We start from the raw sequence: 15,076 nt of genomic DNA, 5'->3' as shown, positions 1-15,076 counted from the left end.
GAGGTCATCATGAGTCAGAATGTTTATCAGTTTATCGACTTACAGCGCGTTGATCCGCCCAAGAAACCGCTGAAGATTCGCAAAATCGAGTTTGTTGAGATTTACGAGCCGTTCTCGGAAAGCCAGTCCAAGGCGCAGGCAGATCGTTGCCTGGCCTGCGGCAACCCTTACTGCGAATGGAAATGCCCGGTTCATAACTACATCCCGAACTGGCTGAAACTGGCCAACGAAGGCCGGATTATCGAGGCGGCGGAGCTGTCTCACCAGACCAATAGCCTGCCGGAAGTGTGCGGTCGCGTCTGCCCGCAGGATCGCCTGTGTGAAGGGTCTTGCACCCTGAACGATGAATTCGGCGCCGTCACCATCGGCAATATCGAGCGCTACATCAATGATAAGGCGATCGAGATGGGCTGGCGTCCGGACGTGTCGTCGGTACAGCCGACCGGCAAGCGCGTGGCTATTATCGGCGCCGGCCCTGCCGGGCTGGCCTGTGCCGACGTGCTGACCCGTAGCGGCGTGAAGGCGGTGGTTTATGACCGCCACCCTGAGATCGGCGGTTTGCTGACCTTCGGTATCCCCGCCTTCAAGCTGGAAAAAGAGGTGATGACCAAACGCCGTGAAATCTTCACGGAGATGGGTATCGAATTCCAGTTGAACACCGAGGTCGGCAAAGACATTCAACTGAGCGATCTGCTGACGGAGTATGACGCGGTATTCCTGGGCGTCGGCACCTATCAGTCGATGCGCGGCGGGCTGGAAAACGAAGACGCGCCGGGCGTGTACGATGCGTTGCCGTTCCTGATTGCCAACACCAAGCACCTGATGGGCTTCGAAACCGGCGAGCAGGAACCTTACACCTCGATGCAGGGCAAGCGCGTCGTGGTACTGGGCGGCGGCGATACCGCGATGGACTGCGTGCGCACCTCGATTCGTCAGGGCGCGACGCACGTGACCTGTGCCTACCGCCGTGATGAAGAGAACATGCCCGGCTCCAAACGCGAAGTGAAAAATGCGCGCGAAGAAGGCGTGGAATTCCGCTTCAACCTGCAACCGCTGAGCATCGAAATCAACGGCTCCGGCAAGGTATGCGGTGTGCGTATGGTTCGCACCGAACTGGGCGCGCCGGATGCCAACGGTCGCCGTCGTCCTGAAGCGGTGGAAGGGTCCGAGCATGTGCTGGAAGCCGATGCCGTCATCATGGCGTTCGGTTTCCGTCCGCACAAGATGGCATGGCTGGCAGAGCACGGTGTGGATTTGGACGCGCAGGGCCGTATCATCGCGCCGGAACAAAGCGACAGCGCGTTCCAGACGTCAAACCCGAAAATCTTCGCCGGCGGCGATGCGGTGCGTGGCTCCGACCTGGTGGTCACGGCGATCGCCGAGGGCCGTAAAGCGGCTGACGGCATCATGAACTATCTGGAAGTGTAATCCTTTCTGATACCCCAAAAGGCGGCTCCGGCCGCCTTTATCTTTTCGTTTTCCGGCACAGCATCAACCCGCATTATTTTTTATATAAATCGATGATGTCCTGTTCAGTCATCGTTGGAGTTTGCTGTAAGAAGTCATAATAATCAGGCTTATTATCAATATAGACTTGCGAAACCAATTGCTTGGGGATATTGGGGAATAACCCCGCTGAAATCGAATAGATTTCCGGCTCAAACAACCGATAAAACAGATGCGTCCCGCATGTGCGACAGAATGCACGCTCCGCCCAGTCGGAAGAACGATACCGTCCGACATGCTCTTCCCCTTCGAGAGTCACCCCATGCTGAGTTTCAATCGCCATCAACGGCCCACCGCCCCATGTCCGACACATACCGCAATGACAGACATAAACATCATGCGTACATGACTCAGGGACCGTTATAGTTACTGCGCCGCATAGACAGCGGCCTTGACTGGTTTTCATCACATTCTCCTTCGGTTAAGCACGACACTGACAATGGATAAACCCTTTGATAAACAGAAAATTACGGTACTGTTGCTTTTCTTCCAACCAATAAAAAAAGGCACTGTAACGTGCCTTTTTTATCAATCGCGATTACTTGACCACGCGCAGGGAAGGTCTGCCGCCTCTCGGCGGCTGCGGCGGTTCGTCATCCGGCTGTTCGTCCTGCGAGGAGGGAGATTCATTGTCCACCACCGACATCAGCGTCGGTTTGGACTCCTCTTCAGCTTGAGGCTGTTCGCCAAACTCTTCGACGATTTCGTAGGCCGGCTCCGGCTCAAACATAGTGCCCGCGCCATTTTCCCGGGCATAAATCGCCATGACCGACGCCATCGGAACGAACACCTCCCGGGGAACGCCACCAAAACGCGCATTGAAGCGAACGCTGTCGTCAGCTAGTTCAAGATTTCCCACCGCACGCGGCGCAATATTCAGGACAATCTGCCCGTCGCGGGCGAACTCCATCGGCACCTGCACGCCGGGAACGGTCACATCAACCACCAGATGCGGCGTCAGTTGGTTGTCCAGCAACCAGTCATAAAAGGCCCGTAACAAATACGGGCGGCGCGGAGAGAGCTGAGACAACGTCATGCCATTACCCTCTGGATTGCAACCGGATTTCGCGCTCAGCTTCAGTCAGGGAAGCGAGGAAGGCATCACGTTCAAACACGCGTGTCATATAACCTTTCAGTTCCTTGGCGCCGGAACCGCTCAATTCAATCCCCAACAGCGGCAGACGCCACAGCAGCGGAGCCAGATAGCAATCCACCAGACTGAATTCTTCACTCATGAAATAGGGCGCTTCGTTGAAAACCGGGGCGATCGCCAGCAGCTCTTCACGAAGTTGCTTGCGTGCGGCTTCCGCATCCTGTGTATTGCCATTCAGGACGGTTTTCATCAGCGAATACCAATCCTGCTCGATCCGGTGCATCATCAGACGACTGTTGCCACGCGCCACCGGATAGACCGGCATCAGCGGCGGGTGAGGGAAACGCTCATCCAGGTATTCCATGATGATACGTGATTCATACAACGTCAGCTCACGGTCAACCAGCGTCGGTACGGAACCGTAAGGATTGAGGTCGATAAGGTCCTGCGGCAGATTATCCATGTCCACCTGTTCAATCTCGACACTCACCCCTTTCTCGGCCAGTACGATGCGGACCTGATGGCTAAAAATGTCGGACGGACCGGAAAACAGCGTCATCACCGAACGTTTGTTGGCAGCGACAGCCATGAAAACCTCCAAGTTATCGAAAAAATACGGCGAACAACCGATCGAATAGGATCCTGCTGGCCTTGCCGCGTTTGGACTTCCCCGCGGGGAAAGCGGACGACATCCGTCGTTCTGTTAAAATCACTTGCTGGCGAACAGGCATAAAACCGGCGAATAGTGTATCAGATTCTGTTTGTTTTGTGGGGGAATAAGCCGTTTATGATTGTTAACCCATTGCCAGATAAGACGATTTATTCTCTGTCGTCATAACAGGTGGAAAAAGCGGCCTGCGCCATATGGCTGGCCATGATACAGAGTAACATCGCCACTACGCCACACAGTACGATCACCACCGGCAACACCGCCGGCCCTTGCAATACCTGGCTGGCGCAATACCCCACCAGTGCGGCGATCAGATACTGCAACATGCCCATCAACGCCGAAGCAACCCCCGCTTGCCTGCCCGCATTTGCCATCGTCAGTGCGGTGAGGTTGCCAAACACCAGTCCCAGCGCCCCGATCGCCGTCGCCAGCAGCAACAGATATCCCCACAGCCCAATCCATCCGCTCAGAATCAGTACCGACAGTACCAGCCCGGCCAGAATATGAATCACGATGCCAAACATCATGATCCGCTGCTCACCCACTCGACGTCTGAGCAATGTGGTGCTGATTTGCCCTCCAATCACCAAACTGACGGCATTCGCCGCAAAAATGTAACTAAATTGCGCGGGCGTCAGCCCAAAAGATTGGGTAAAGACAAACGACGAGGAACTGATATAGACAAACAACGAGCCAAAAATCACCCCGCCGGCCAGGGTATAAGCCATGAAGACCCCGTAGCCAAGCTGCTGGACATACGCCCGCACGATATTGCCAGGAGACAGATTTCCCGCACGAGACGCCAGGCGTTTTTCCTCGCTCAGTGATTCGGGGATGGTGCGTATCCCCCAAATCAACCCCGCGCCGCCCAAGCCCGCCAGTACCCAGAAAACCAAACGCCATTCACCATGCGCCAGCAAATAACCTCCTAATAGTGGCGCCAGTATCGGGGCGAATCATCATCACCTGCATCAACAGGGAAAAAATACGTGCCGACTCGGCGACGCTGTACAAATCAGCCACAATCGCGCGTGGCGCCACCAGCCCGGCGGAAGCGCCCAACGCCTGCAGAAAGCGCGCCAGCATCAGCCACTCTATTGAAGGCGACAACGCAGCCATCACGGAGCCGCCAATAAAAATCACCAGACCGGCCAGCAAGGGAATACGCCGACCATAGCGATCAAGCAGCGGCCCACAGATGCCTTGCCCCAAAGCCAGCCCCACGAGAAATACGGACAACGTTTGCTGCACCTTGCCCGATGAAGCGCCGAAATCCATAGCCAGCGCCGGCATGGCCGGTAAATACATGTCTATCGCCATAGCGTCCAATGCAGTCAGCAACGCCAGCAGTAAGATCAGGGAATACGTCATCGCTGCGGCGGAATGTTCATACCTTTCAGACATGATGTTGCTCTCGCGATTGTCTGGACGACAGGATTGCGCACTGCAAAGTATCAGACAGCAGTCGCCGCATTGCCGTCAGCCTGCGGGAAAAATCCGGCTCGGCGGTGTAAACCAGCTTGACGTGCAGGCTGTCAACAATGCCCAGATAAGCCTGCCCAAGCTGTTCTACATCGTCCGCTGGCAGCAGGCGTGTGTCGTGACCGGAATGCAGCTTATTGATAAAGGCGTCTTGTAGTTGCTCCAGATACTTCTCGTAACCCAATGATATTTGGTCATATAGCGCCGCAGGCGCCAGATAACCGGTACGTAATAAAAAGCGAAGATAAACCGAATCGGCGTAACGTTTCGCAAGACAGGAAAAATAGTGACTTCCCGGCAGAGCATCTGGCGCTTCATCGTTAAAACACTGTTGGGCGAATGCCGTCTCAATCTGCAACGTATCGTCAAAGACCGTCATAAATAGCGCGTTCTTACTGGCGAAATGCGAATAGAGAGACGCCTTTTTGATATTGACCGCTTTGGCGATCTCATTAAGAGATGCCGCATCGTAGCCATGTTCAGCAAAGTGCGCGGCGGCGGCCACGCAAATTCTGTCAACCGATAATGTTCGTGCTTGCATGCTGTCCTTCCGCTATCTGGAGCATCGGATGATGCCGGGTATGGTGGAGTTCGACACAGCTTATGCCAACCACCATCAAAGACTACCTACCGATAGGTAGCCTTTTATAATAGCATGACACCGCCGTTGAGTAACTCGCGAGAGTTAAACCAGTAAATGGTCATCACTGTCCGGGAAAGTGGTTTAACGTCGGCAACAATCACCACCTCCCAAGGAGGTGGTTTAGGGCTGACAATAAAAAAACCCGGTGACAGGCACCGGGTTTTTCTGCGTTGATTTCGCTGCCAGGCAGCCAGAAATTAACGTTTGGAGAACTGCGGACGACGACGTGCTTTGCGCAGACCAACTTTTTTACGTTCAACCTGACGAGCGTCACGTGTAACGAAGCCGGCTTTACGCAGTTCAGAACGCAGAGATTCGTCGTACTCCATCAGAGCGCGGGTGATACCATGACGGATAGCACCGGCCTGACCGGAGATACCACCACCTTTAACGGTGATGTACAGATCCAGTTTACCAACCATGTCAACCAGTTCCAGCGGCTGGCGAACGACCATGCGAGCAGTCTCGCGGCCGAAGTACTGTTCCAGAGTACGCTGGTTGATGACGATGTTACCGCTGCCCGGTTTGATGAATACGCGAGCGGCGGAGCTTTTGCGGCGACCAGTGCCGTAGTATTGATTTTCAGCCATTGCCTGTAATCCCGATTAAATGTCCAGAACTTGCGGTTGCTGTGCCGCGTGATTGTGCTCGTTACCAGCGTAAACTTTCAGTTTACGGTACATAGCACGACCCAGCGGGCCCTTCGGCAGCATGCCTTTAACCGCGATTTCAATTACGCGCTCAGGACGGCGGGCAATCATCTCTTCAAAGGTCGCTTCTTTGATACCACCGATGTGGCCGGTGTGGTGGTAGTACATCTTGTCAGAACGTTTGTTGCCGGTTACAGCAACTTTTTCTGCGTTCAGAACGATGATGTAGTCACCGGTATCAACGTGCGGAGTGTATTCCGCTTTGTGCTTACCGCGCAGACGACGAGCCAGTTCAGTAGCCAGACGGCCAAGAGTTTTACCGCTCGCATCAACAACGTACCAGTCGCGTTTTACGGTTTCTGGTTTAGCTGTAAAAGTTTTCATTAAAAGCTTACCCAATTTAAGTTACACGTTGGTGAACACCCAAACGCTTAAATAAATAGTGTTGAGGTTCACACGGCTATCTAGTCCAGCAAACCTACCCCTTCGAATAGCTATTGCCAGCGCGATTAAAGTTTCGGGAAAAAACTTTGTTGTAACGTGGGGTCGCAAGATTATAGAGAAGTCGATTTCAAAGATCGACTTTTTTCTCAGCTGAATAGCAAAACGTTTAAGTCGAACATCAGTGCCGCCTTGCAGGGCATTATCGAAAGAAACGTAAAGTATGGTAAGTATTGTGGAGACGGCATCCCCTCTCGAACATCGCCGTTTCGCCACCCCCACATAACATAATAATAAATAAATATTTTTATTACCGTCTTTAACGCTCGCGCGCCTATATCCCCTTACCCGCCCACATCGGCTCGCCTTGCTTTTTGCTACATTGATTTGGAACAAAATCAGCGGAGGAAGAGTGTGATGACACGCCTTACAGCAAAAGATTTCCAGCCGGAATTGCTTGAACTCTATGACTACTATGCGCACGGCAAGCTGACCAAACGCGAGTTTCTGGAGCGAGCCGCCAGATATGCCGCCGGCGGTTTGACCGCCATGACCATTTTATCCCTGATGAGCCCGAACTACGCGCTGGCGCAACAGGTGGAATTCACCGATCCGGCCATCATCCCGGAATACATCACCTACCCGTCCCCCAATGGTCACGGCAGCGTACGCGGTTACCTCGTGCGGCCGGCCAAAACCAACGGCCCGGTTCCCGCCGTGGTAGTGGTGCATGAAAATCGGGGGCTAAACCCGTATATCGAGGATGTGGCGCGACGTTTGGCGAAAGAAGGGTTTATCGCGCTGGCGCCGGACGGCCTGAGCTCAGTCGGCGGCTACCCGGGCAACGACGACAAAGGACGGGAACTCCAGCAGCAGATCGACCCAACCAAACTGATGAATGATTTCTTTGCCGCCGTCGAATTCCTGATGAAGCATAAAGACGCGACCGGCAAAGTGGGCATCACCGGATTTTGCTACGGCGGCGGCGTCGCCAATGCAGCAGCCGTGGCCTATCCGGAACTGGCCGCAGCCGTGCCGTTTTACGGACGCCAGCCCAAACCGGAAGACGTCTCCCGCATCAAGGCGCCGTTGTTGCTGCACTACGCAGAGCGCGACGACAATATCAACGCCGGCTGGCCGGCGTATGAATCCGCGTTAAAAGCCGCCAGTAAAACCTACGAAGCCTACATCTACCCCGGCACCAATCACGGCTTTCATAACGATTCCACACCGCGGTACGACAAAGCCGCCGCCGACCTGGCCTGGAACAGGACACTCACCTGGTTCCGGCGTTATCTGGCATAAGCCGTTATTCGCTAACAACACCTTGCCGCCGTCATTTATCGGCGGCAAGCGGCAATCATGGCAGGTGGGGCTGACGCAGATACTCCTCGCTCTGCATCTCCTGCAAACGCGACAGGCAGCGCTGGTATTCAAACTTCAGATGTTCACCCTGATAAATCTCGAACATCGTCGCCTGCGCAGACATGATCAGCTTCACCCGACGCTCATAAAACTCGTCCACCAGCGCCAGAAAGCGGCGAGCGGCGTTCTCGTCTTTGACCTCCATCACCGGAACATGGTGCAACAACACGGTGTGGTACAGCCGTGATAGCGCGATGTAGTCATTCTGGCTACGCGCCTCAAGGCACAGCGTGGCAAAATCCACCGCCAGCACCCCGTCGCCGGCGCTCAGCGTCGTCAGCGGCCGATGATTAATCTCCAGTACCGGACCGGGCTGACTGAAATCACGTCCGGACAGGCGGCGGAACATCGCCTGCATTTCCGCGTCGGTATCCGCATTGCTCGGGGTGAGATACAAGTGCGCCTGAGTCAGGGTACGCAGCCGATAATCAATGCCGGCGTCCACATTCAATACACCGCAATGCCGCTTGATCAACTCGATAGCCGGCAGGAAACGTGCGCGCTGCAACCCGTTGCGGTACAGTTCGTCCGGCGGAATATTGGAGGTCGCCACCAGCGCAATGCCGCGGGAGAAAAGCGCTCGCAACAGTTCCGCCAGCAGCATGGCATCGGTAATATCCGAAACGAAGAACTCGTCGAAGCACAGAATATCAGTTTGTGCTTTGAAGCCGTCGGCCACCTTTTCCAACGGATTTTCCTGTCCCTGCAACTGATTCAGCTCTTCGTGCACGCGCAGCATGAAGCGGTGAAAGTGCAGACGCAGCTTGCGTTCCGAAGGCAGACTGTGGAAAAACAGGTCCATCAGCCAGGTTTTACCCCGCCCCACCCCGCCCCACATATACAGCCCTTGTACCGGCGACGGTGATTTTTCCTTCTGCCCCAGCCAGGTGCGCCATTTCGCCATCAGTCCCGGCGCGCTGCTTTCCGCTGGCGCCCATACCTGTTCCGTCAGCGTCTGATGAATAGCGTTCAGACGGACAACCGTCTGATGCTGCACCTCATCCGGCTGGTAAGTCTGGGCCGCCAAAGCCTGCTGGTAAAGTGCCAAAGGGGTTGTTCTCTGCATAGCGCAAAATCCCTGAGAAAAATTTCGTTGTATTTTATCGTGCGTTAACGCCGGTTAAGCCCGCGATCGTGAGCGTTACCGCTTCGCGGCGCCCGTGCGTCCCGGTCAGACCAGACACAGGACTCCACTCCGGCGAGGTTAGCGGTTATAGTGACTATTATTAAGTGAAAAAACCCTACGGGACAACGAAGTCAAAATAGGAGTCGTTTTATGACCTGGGAGTCTGCGCTGATTGGATTTGTTATCGGTGTCATCATTGGCGCTGTCGCGATGCGGTTCGGCAACCGTAAACTGCGCCAGCAGCAGGTACTGCAAAACGAACTGGAGAAAAACAAAACCGAGCTGGAAGAATATCGTCAGGAACTGGTCAGCCACTTTGCCAGCAGCGCGGAACTGCTCGACAATATGGCGCGCGATTACCGCCAGCTCTATCAGCATATGGCGAAAAGCTCCAACAGTCTGTTGCCTGACATGCCGGGGCAGGATAACCCGTTCCGCTATCGCCTGACCGAAGCTGAGTCGGACAACGATCAGGCACCGGTGGAGATGCCGCCCCGCGACTACTCGGGCAGTGCTTCCGGCTTGCTGCGCGGCACTCGGCCAATCGGCAAGTAACCGGCTATTTTTGCCGATCTTTCCGGTTTTATTCACCCTGGCGGCACGCTGTTTGTCGTCAGGGTGCGACCTCGCCGCCGGCATCCATCATCTTCCCCGCACCGACGGCCGTTACATTCTGCTGACGAAATATCAGTGAACTTTACACACAGCCCCGGGTCTGAGTCTTCACCACAAGATTGAGTTTATATATCATTGTTTTATTCATAGGCAGGTCGTGAGAGAGTTAACAATCAATGAAAAAAACATCGTTGTTATATAGCGCACTGGCACTCGGTATTGGACTGTCGTTATCTTCGCTGCCCCCGGCCAATGCCGCGCTGCCTGCTGTGGTAGAAGGTCAGGCTTTGCCGAGCCTGGCGCCGATGCTGGAAAAAGTGCTGCCCGCCGTAGTGAGTGTCCATGTGGAAGGCACGCAGGTACAGCGCCAGCGTATTCCGGAAGAGTTTAAATTCTTCTTCGGTCCTAACACCCCTTCTGAAAAACAGAATTCTCGCCCGTTTGAAGGGCTGGGTTCCGGCGTCATCATCAATGCCGAAAAAGGCTACGTGCTGACTAACAACCACGTCGTCAACAACGCCGATAAAATTCAGGTGCAGTTGAATGACGGCCGTGAGTACGACGCCAAACTGATTGGCCGCGACGAGCAAACCGACATCGCGCTGTTGCAGTTGAACGACGCCAAGAATCTCACCGAAGTCAAAATGGCCGATTCCGATCAGCTGCGCGTCGGTGACTTCGCCGTTGCCGTCGGCAACCCGTTCGGGCTCGGTCAGACCGCGACGTCCGGCATCATTTCCGCGCTGGGTCGCAGCGGGCTGAATCTGGAAGGGCTGGAAAACTTTATCCAGACCGATGCTTCCATCAACCGCGGTAACTCCGGCGGCGCGCTGGTTAACCTGCGAGGTGAGCTGATCGGCATCAACACCGCGATTCTGGCGCCGAGCGGCGGTAACGTCGGCATCGGTTTCGCCATTCCTAGCAATATGGCGCAGAATCTGACGCAACAGTTGGTGGAATTCGGCGAAGTGAAACGCGGCCTGCTGGGTATCAAGGGCAGCGAGATGACCTCTGAAATCGCCAAAGCGTTCAAGGTAGACGCACAGCGCGGCGCTTTCGTCAGCGAGGTCATTCCGAAGTCCGCCGCCGCCAAGGCCGGCATCAAAGCAGGCGACGTGCTGGTATCGCTGGATGGCAAGCCCATCAGCAGTTTTGCCGAACTGCGCGCTAAGATCGGCACCACCGCGCCGGGCAAAACAGTACGTATCGGCCTGCTGCGCGACGGCAAACAGCAGGAAGTCTCGGTCGTGCTGGACAACAGCGCCAACGTCACCACCAATGCCGACACACTGTCTCCGGCCCTGCAAGGCGCGACCCTCAACAACGGGCAGCTTAAGGACGGCAGCAAAGGCGTGACGATCGATAATGTGGCTAAAGACAGCGCCGCCGCCAAGGTTGGTCTGCAGAAAGGCGATATTATTGTCGGCGTGAACCGCGAACGCGTGGAAAACATCACTCAATTGCGCAAAATTCTGGAAGCCAAGCCTTCGGTGCTGGCGCTGAATATTGTCCGCGGCGATGAGAGCATCTATCTGTTGCTGCGTTAAGCCATGAAAAAATGGACACCGCGCGATGCGGTGTCCATTCTTCTCTGATATTCTGCGATCCAACCTTCTTTATACACCCAAAACGCTCATGCTAACCAAACTGTTACGTTCGGCGCTGTTCGGTGTCATCGTGGCCGGCATCCTGCTGCTGGCAATCCCGGCGCTGCGTTCCAACCAGGGGTTGCTCAAATCCGGCGGCGACAACAGCCAGGAAACCCCGGTCAGCTATTATCAGGGAGTGCGCCGCGCCGCGCCAGCCGTGGTGAACGTATACAATCAGGCCAATGATCCAACCGCCAAAAACGAACTAAACATTCGCACGCTGGGTTCTGGCGTGATCATGAACAACAAAGGGTACATCCTGACCAATAAACATGTGATCAGCAATGCCGAGCAGATCGTGGTCACGTTGCAGGATGGCCGCATCTTTGAAGCGCTGTTGGTGGGTTCAGACAGCCTGACCGATCTGGCGGTACTGAAAATCGAAGGCGCAAATCTGCCGGAGATCCCCATCAATCCGAAACGGGTGTTCCATGTCGGCGATGTGGTGATGGCTATCGGCAACCCCTACAACCTTGGCCAGACGGTGACTCAAGGGATTGTCAGCGCGACCGGTCGGGTTGGGCTGAGTTCCTCCGGCCGGCAGAATTTTCTACAAACCGACGCCTCCATCAACCGCGGCAACTCCGGCGGCGCGCTGGTTAACACACTGGGCGAGCTGGTCGGCATCAACACGCTGTCATTTGATAAAAGTAACGATGGCGGTACGCCGGAAGGCATCGGCTTTGCCATTCCGGTCGCGCTGGCGACCAAGATCATGAACAAGCTAATCCGCGACGGGCGGGTAATTCGTGGTTATATCGGCATTAGCGGCGCGCAGCGCGAACGGCTGGGCAATCAGGTCACCGGTCTGGAACGGCTACAGGGCATCGTCGTCAATCAGGTAGAAACCGGAGGTCCAGCGGATAAGGCTGGCATCAAAGAGGGCGACCTGCTGCTGGAGGTCAACAACAAACCGGCGCGTTCGGTAATAGAAACCATGGATCAGGTGGCGGAGATTCGCCCCGGTTCAGTCATTCCGGTGGTGATTTTCCGTGATAATCAGGAAATAAAGCTCGATATGACTATTCAGGAATACCCCAGCGACTGAGCCGAACCCCGCTCGGGAATGCCGGGTGGCAAACAGGCCACCCGGCATGGAAGAACGGTTAGTCGTTAGCGCTCACACGTTCAATGTTGGCGCCCAGCGCGCGCAATTTGTCTTCAATGCGTTCGTAACCGCGATCGATATGATAAATACGATCCACCAGCGTGGTGCCTTCCGCGATGCATCCCGCCAGCACCAGACTGGCCGAAGCACGTAAATCGGTCGCCATTACCTGTGCACCGGACAGGTGTCCGACGCCATGGCAAATCACCGTGTTGCTCTCGATTTCCGCCTGCGCACCCATACGAATCAGTTCGGGGATATGCATGAAGCGGTTTTCGAAAATGGTTTCGGTGATAACACCGGTGCCTTCCGCCACCAGATTCAACAGGCTGAACTGCGCCTGCATATCGGTCGGGAATCCCGGATGCGGAGCGGTACGCACGTTGACCGCTTTCGGGCGGCGACCATGCATGTCCAGGCTGATCCAGTCTTCGCCGATTTCAATATCAGCGCCCGCTTCACGTAGTTTGGACAGCACCGCATCCAACGTATCCGGACGGGTGTGACGGCACATGACCTTACCGCCGGACACCGCGGCCGCCACCAGGAAAGTACCAGTCTCAATGCGGTCCGGCAGCACGCGATAGACACCGCCGCCCAGACGTTCCACACCTTCGATAACGATTTTGTCGCTGCCCGCGCCGCTGATTTTGGCGCCCAGCGTATTGAGGAAATTCGCGGTATCGACAATTTCCGGCTCGCGCGCCGCGTTCTCAATGATGGTTTTGCCCACCGCCAGCGTCGCGGCACTCATGATAGTAACGGTCGCGCCAACGCTAACCTTATCCATCACAATGTGCGCGCCTTTCAGCCGACCGTCGACCGTGGCTTTCACGTACCCTTCTTCCAGCGTGATGTTCGCGCCCAACTGTTCCAGGCCATTGATGTGCAAATCAACCGGACGGGCGCCGATGGCGCAGCCGCCCGGCAACGACACCTGACCCTGACCAAAGCGCGCCACCAGCGGCCCCAACGCCCAAATGGAGGCACGCATGGTTTTCACCAGATCATAGGGTGCGCAGAACACGTTAACCGTGCTGGCATCCACATGCACGGAGCCGTTACGCTCGACGCGCGCGCCCAGTTGGCTCAGCAGCTTCATGGTAGTGTCGATATCACGCAGCTTGGGAACGTTCTGGATTTCTACCGGCTCTTCAGCCAGCAATGCGGCAAACAGAATAGGCAGAGCTGCGTTTTTAGCGCCGGAAATGGTGACTTCACCAGCGAGCCGGGTTGGACCCTGCACACGAAATTTATCCATAGTGACGATTTCTCAATGTTCAGACTCAATAGCACGACCGGGGGGTGGCCGCTGAATTACAGACCGCTCAGTTTGCGGTCGCGCTGCCATTCTTCAGGGGTATAAGCCTTGATCGACAACGCATGAATGCGGTTATCCGCGATATATTCCATCAGCGGCGCGTAGACCGTCTGCTGCTGTTTTACGCGGCTCATACCCTTGAACAACTCACCTATCACAATGACCTGGAAGTGGCTGCCGTCACCGGAAACATGCACTTCCTGCAGCGCCAGCGCGCTCATCAGCACGTCTTTAATTTCGTTGTTTTCCATTGCTCTCGATTCTACGTCAGGGGGATGATAAACAGGGTGGTATCTTAGATGAATCTGTCGTTATCTTAAACAAAAGAAATCCCCCTTGCGCACGCGCGACAAGGGGGATCGACACTAACCGGAATGCAGCATTCAGTCAGCCGGCCGAACCGGAATGATTTCACTCAGGTTATATAACTGGATCAGGGTGCGAAGCCGATCGCTGGCGCCGATAATCGCCAGCGATTTTCCACGCTGTTCCTGCTGATGATAAAAATGCACCAACAGGGCAAGCCCGGAAGAATCCACCCGCGCCACCTGACCGACATCCAGCACGCTGCTGTCGTTCAGCAGTGCTTCGCGCTGCTGCCACAGCGGCAACAGCGTATTCCGGTCAAGATCGCCTTCCAGACGCAGGGCGCCGTCGTCCTGTCGCCAGCGCAGCGCGTCAGCCATTTTTCTGGCCCAGCGAAATCGGCTGCTGTGCCGCGGCCTGCAACTGCTTAGTCAAACCGTCTACCCCGCTCTGGCGCAGCGTGGACGCCCACTCATTCTGCTTGGTGGTAATCATGCTCACCCCTTCGGCGATCATGTCATACGCCTGCCAGTAACCGGTTTTGGTGTTCTTACGCCACTGGAAATCCAGACGAATCGGTGGGCGGCCGCCGTTATCGGTAATGGTCACACGAATGGAAACTTTCTCGGCGTTACCTAGCGGCTGCTCCGATGCGATCTCGTAAGTCTGGCCGTGATAAGACGCCAGCGCCTGAGCATATGCCTGCTCCAGATAAACCTCGAACGCCTTGAAATAGGCCTCTCGCTGATCCGGCGTGGCGTTCTTGTAATACTGGCCCAGCACCAATGCGCCGGCATACTTCACCTGCACATAAGGCAGCAGTTCTTCACGCACCACGGTACGCAGATAGTTGGGGTCCTGCTTAATGAGCGATTGTTCATTCTTAAGGCGGTTGAAGGTTTTGTTCGCCGCTTCATTCATCAGCGAATACGGGTTAGTCTGGTCAATCTTAGGGTTGGTCTGAGGGTTGGTCTGATCAGCCGCGCTGACCAACGGGGCCACGACCAACAAAGCCACCATCAATAAACGTTTCAACATGCT

General features: G+C 55.4%; 18 protein-coding genes. 5 read left to right on the top strand and 13 right to left on the bottom strand.

What is annotated here, in order from left to right; translation table 11 throughout:
• Window positions 1-9: 9 nt before the first annotated feature.
• Window positions 10-1,428, top strand: coding sequence for a glutamate synthase small subunit (locus tag DDA898_RS02050; protein WP_038910040.1), 1,419 nt, complete (start codon window positions 10-12; stop codon window positions 1,426-1,428).
• 73 nt (window positions 1,429-1,501) lie between these two features.
• Here the strand turns inward: DDA898_RS02050 and DDA898_RS02045 are convergent, their stop codons facing one another.
• The 8 genes from DDA898_RS02045 to rplM form a co-directional block, all read right to left on the bottom strand.
• Entirely contained in the window at window positions 1,502-1,912 is a 411-nt protein-coding gene (locus tag DDA898_RS02045) for a GFA family protein (RefSeq protein ID WP_033111537.1), read from the bottom strand.
• A 132-nt stretch (window positions 1,913-2,044) separates the two neighbouring features.
• Window positions 2,045-2,542, bottom strand: a complete 498-nt coding sequence (gene sspB / locus DDA898_RS02040; protein WP_013316029.1) for a ClpXP protease specificity-enhancing factor — start codon at window positions 2,540-2,542, stop codon at window positions 2,045-2,047.
• 4 nt (window positions 2,543-2,546) lie between these two features.
• Window positions 2,547-3,188, bottom strand: coding sequence for a stringent starvation protein SspA (gene sspA / locus DDA898_RS02035; RefSeq protein ID WP_013316028.1), 642 nt, complete (start codon window positions 3,186-3,188; stop codon window positions 2,547-2,549).
• A gap of 230 nt (window positions 3,189-3,418) precedes the next feature.
• Window positions 3,419-4,189 carry an MFS transporter gene (locus DDA898_RS02030; protein WP_269077938.1) on the bottom strand — a complete coding sequence of 257 codons (771 nt, stop codon included), beginning with the start codon at window positions 4,187-4,189 and terminating at the stop codon, window positions 3,419-3,421.
• Entirely contained in the window at window positions 4,173-4,673 is a 501-nt protein-coding gene (locus DDA898_RS23770; RefSeq protein ID WP_269077937.1) for an MFS transporter, read from the bottom strand. Before DDA898_RS23770 ends, DDA898_RS02030 begins: the two co-directional genes overlap by 17 nt.
• Window positions 4,666-5,256 (bottom strand): TetR/AcrR family transcriptional regulator, encoded by a 591-nt coding sequence (locus DDA898_RS23765; protein WP_050570159.1) that lies wholly within the window; start codon window positions 5,254-5,256, stop codon window positions 4,666-4,668. Before DDA898_RS23765 ends, DDA898_RS23770 begins: the two co-directional genes overlap by 8 nt.
• A 335-nt stretch (window positions 5,257-5,591) precedes the next feature.
• On the bottom strand, window positions 5,592-5,984 hold the full coding sequence (gene rpsI / locus DDA898_RS02020) for a 30S ribosomal protein S9 (RefSeq protein ID WP_013316025.1): 393 nt from the start codon (window positions 5,982-5,984) through the stop codon (window positions 5,592-5,594).
• Between the two features lie 15 nt (window positions 5,985-5,999).
• Complete coding sequence (gene rplM, locus DDA898_RS02015) at window positions 6,000-6,428, bottom strand: 50S ribosomal protein L13 (RefSeq protein WP_012883052.1); 429 nt, start codon at window positions 6,426-6,428, stop codon at window positions 6,000-6,002.
• A gap of 474 nt (window positions 6,429-6,902) precedes the next feature.
• Between rplM and yghX the strand changes: the two genes are divergently transcribed.
• Window positions 6,903-7,790 carry a YghX family hydrolase gene (yghX, locus tag DDA898_RS02010; protein ID WP_038910038.1) on the top strand — a complete coding sequence of 296 codons (888 nt, stop codon included), beginning with the start codon at window positions 6,903-6,905 and terminating at the stop codon, window positions 7,788-7,790.
• A gap of 55 nt (window positions 7,791-7,845) precedes the next feature.
• On the opposite strand, the gene zapE is transcribed toward yghX, so the two are convergent.
• On the bottom strand, window positions 7,846-8,976 hold the full coding sequence (gene zapE / locus DDA898_RS02005; protein WP_038910037.1) for a cell division protein ZapE: 1,131 nt from the start codon (window positions 8,974-8,976) through the stop codon (window positions 7,846-7,848).
• Between the two features lie 210 nt (window positions 8,977-9,186).
• Between zapE and zapG the strand changes: the two genes are divergently transcribed.
• The 3 genes from zapG (at window position 9,187) to degS (ending at window position 12,348) form a co-directional block, all read left to right on the top strand.
• On the top strand, window positions 9,187-9,591 hold the full coding sequence (gene zapG / locus DDA898_RS02000) for a Z-ring associated protein ZapG (RefSeq protein ID WP_038900079.1): 405 nt from the start codon (window positions 9,187-9,189) through the stop codon (window positions 9,589-9,591).
• Window positions 9,592-9,827: 236 nt separating this feature from the next.
• A complete protein-coding gene (gene degQ, locus DDA898_RS01995) occupies window positions 9,828-11,198 on the top strand; it encodes a serine endoprotease DegQ (protein WP_038910035.1) in 1,371 nt (456 codons plus the stop codon).
• Window positions 11,199-11,286: 88 nt separating this feature from the next.
• Window positions 11,287-12,348 (top strand): outer membrane-stress sensor serine endopeptidase DegS, encoded by a 1,062-nt coding sequence (gene degS / locus DDA898_RS01990; protein ID WP_013316020.1) that lies wholly within the window; start codon window positions 11,287-11,289, stop codon window positions 12,346-12,348.
• 58 nt (window positions 12,349-12,406) lie between these two features.
• Here degS and murA read toward each other — a convergent pair whose 3' ends face one another.
• The 4 genes from murA to mlaC all read right to left on the bottom strand — a co-directional run bounded on the left by murA (window position 12,407) and on the right by mlaC (window position 15,073).
• The gene (murA, locus tag DDA898_RS01985; RefSeq protein WP_038910034.1) at window positions 12,407-13,669 is read right to left on the bottom strand and encodes a UDP-N-acetylglucosamine 1-carboxyvinyltransferase; all 1,263 of its coding nucleotides are present in this window, start codon (window positions 13,667-13,669) and stop codon (window positions 12,407-12,409) included.
• A 56-nt stretch (window positions 13,670-13,725) separates the two neighbouring features.
• Window positions 13,726-13,980, bottom strand: a complete 255-nt coding sequence (ibaG, locus tag DDA898_RS01980) for a BolA family iron metabolism protein IbaG (RefSeq protein ID WP_013316018.1) — start codon at window positions 13,978-13,980, stop codon at window positions 13,726-13,728.
• 132 nt (window positions 13,981-14,112) lie between these two features.
• Window positions 14,113-14,415 (bottom strand): lipid asymmetry maintenance protein MlaB, encoded by a 303-nt coding sequence (gene mlaB / locus DDA898_RS01975; protein ID WP_038900078.1) that lies wholly within the window; start codon window positions 14,413-14,415, stop codon window positions 14,113-14,115.
• Entirely contained in the window at window positions 14,408-15,073 is a 666-nt protein-coding gene (gene mlaC, locus DDA898_RS01970; protein ID WP_038910033.1) for a phospholipid-binding protein MlaC, read from the bottom strand. The genes mlaB and mlaC overlap by 8 nt, the downstream gene beginning before the upstream one ends.
• Window positions 15,074-15,076 lie beyond the last annotated feature (3 nt).

This window comes from Dickeya dadantii NCPPB 898, from assembly GCF_000406145.1.
GTDB classification, from domain to species: Bacteria; Pseudomonadota; Gammaproteobacteria; order Enterobacterales; family Enterobacteriaceae; genus Dickeya; species Dickeya dadantii.
This window is presented reverse-complemented; position numbering and strand designations above follow the sequence as displayed.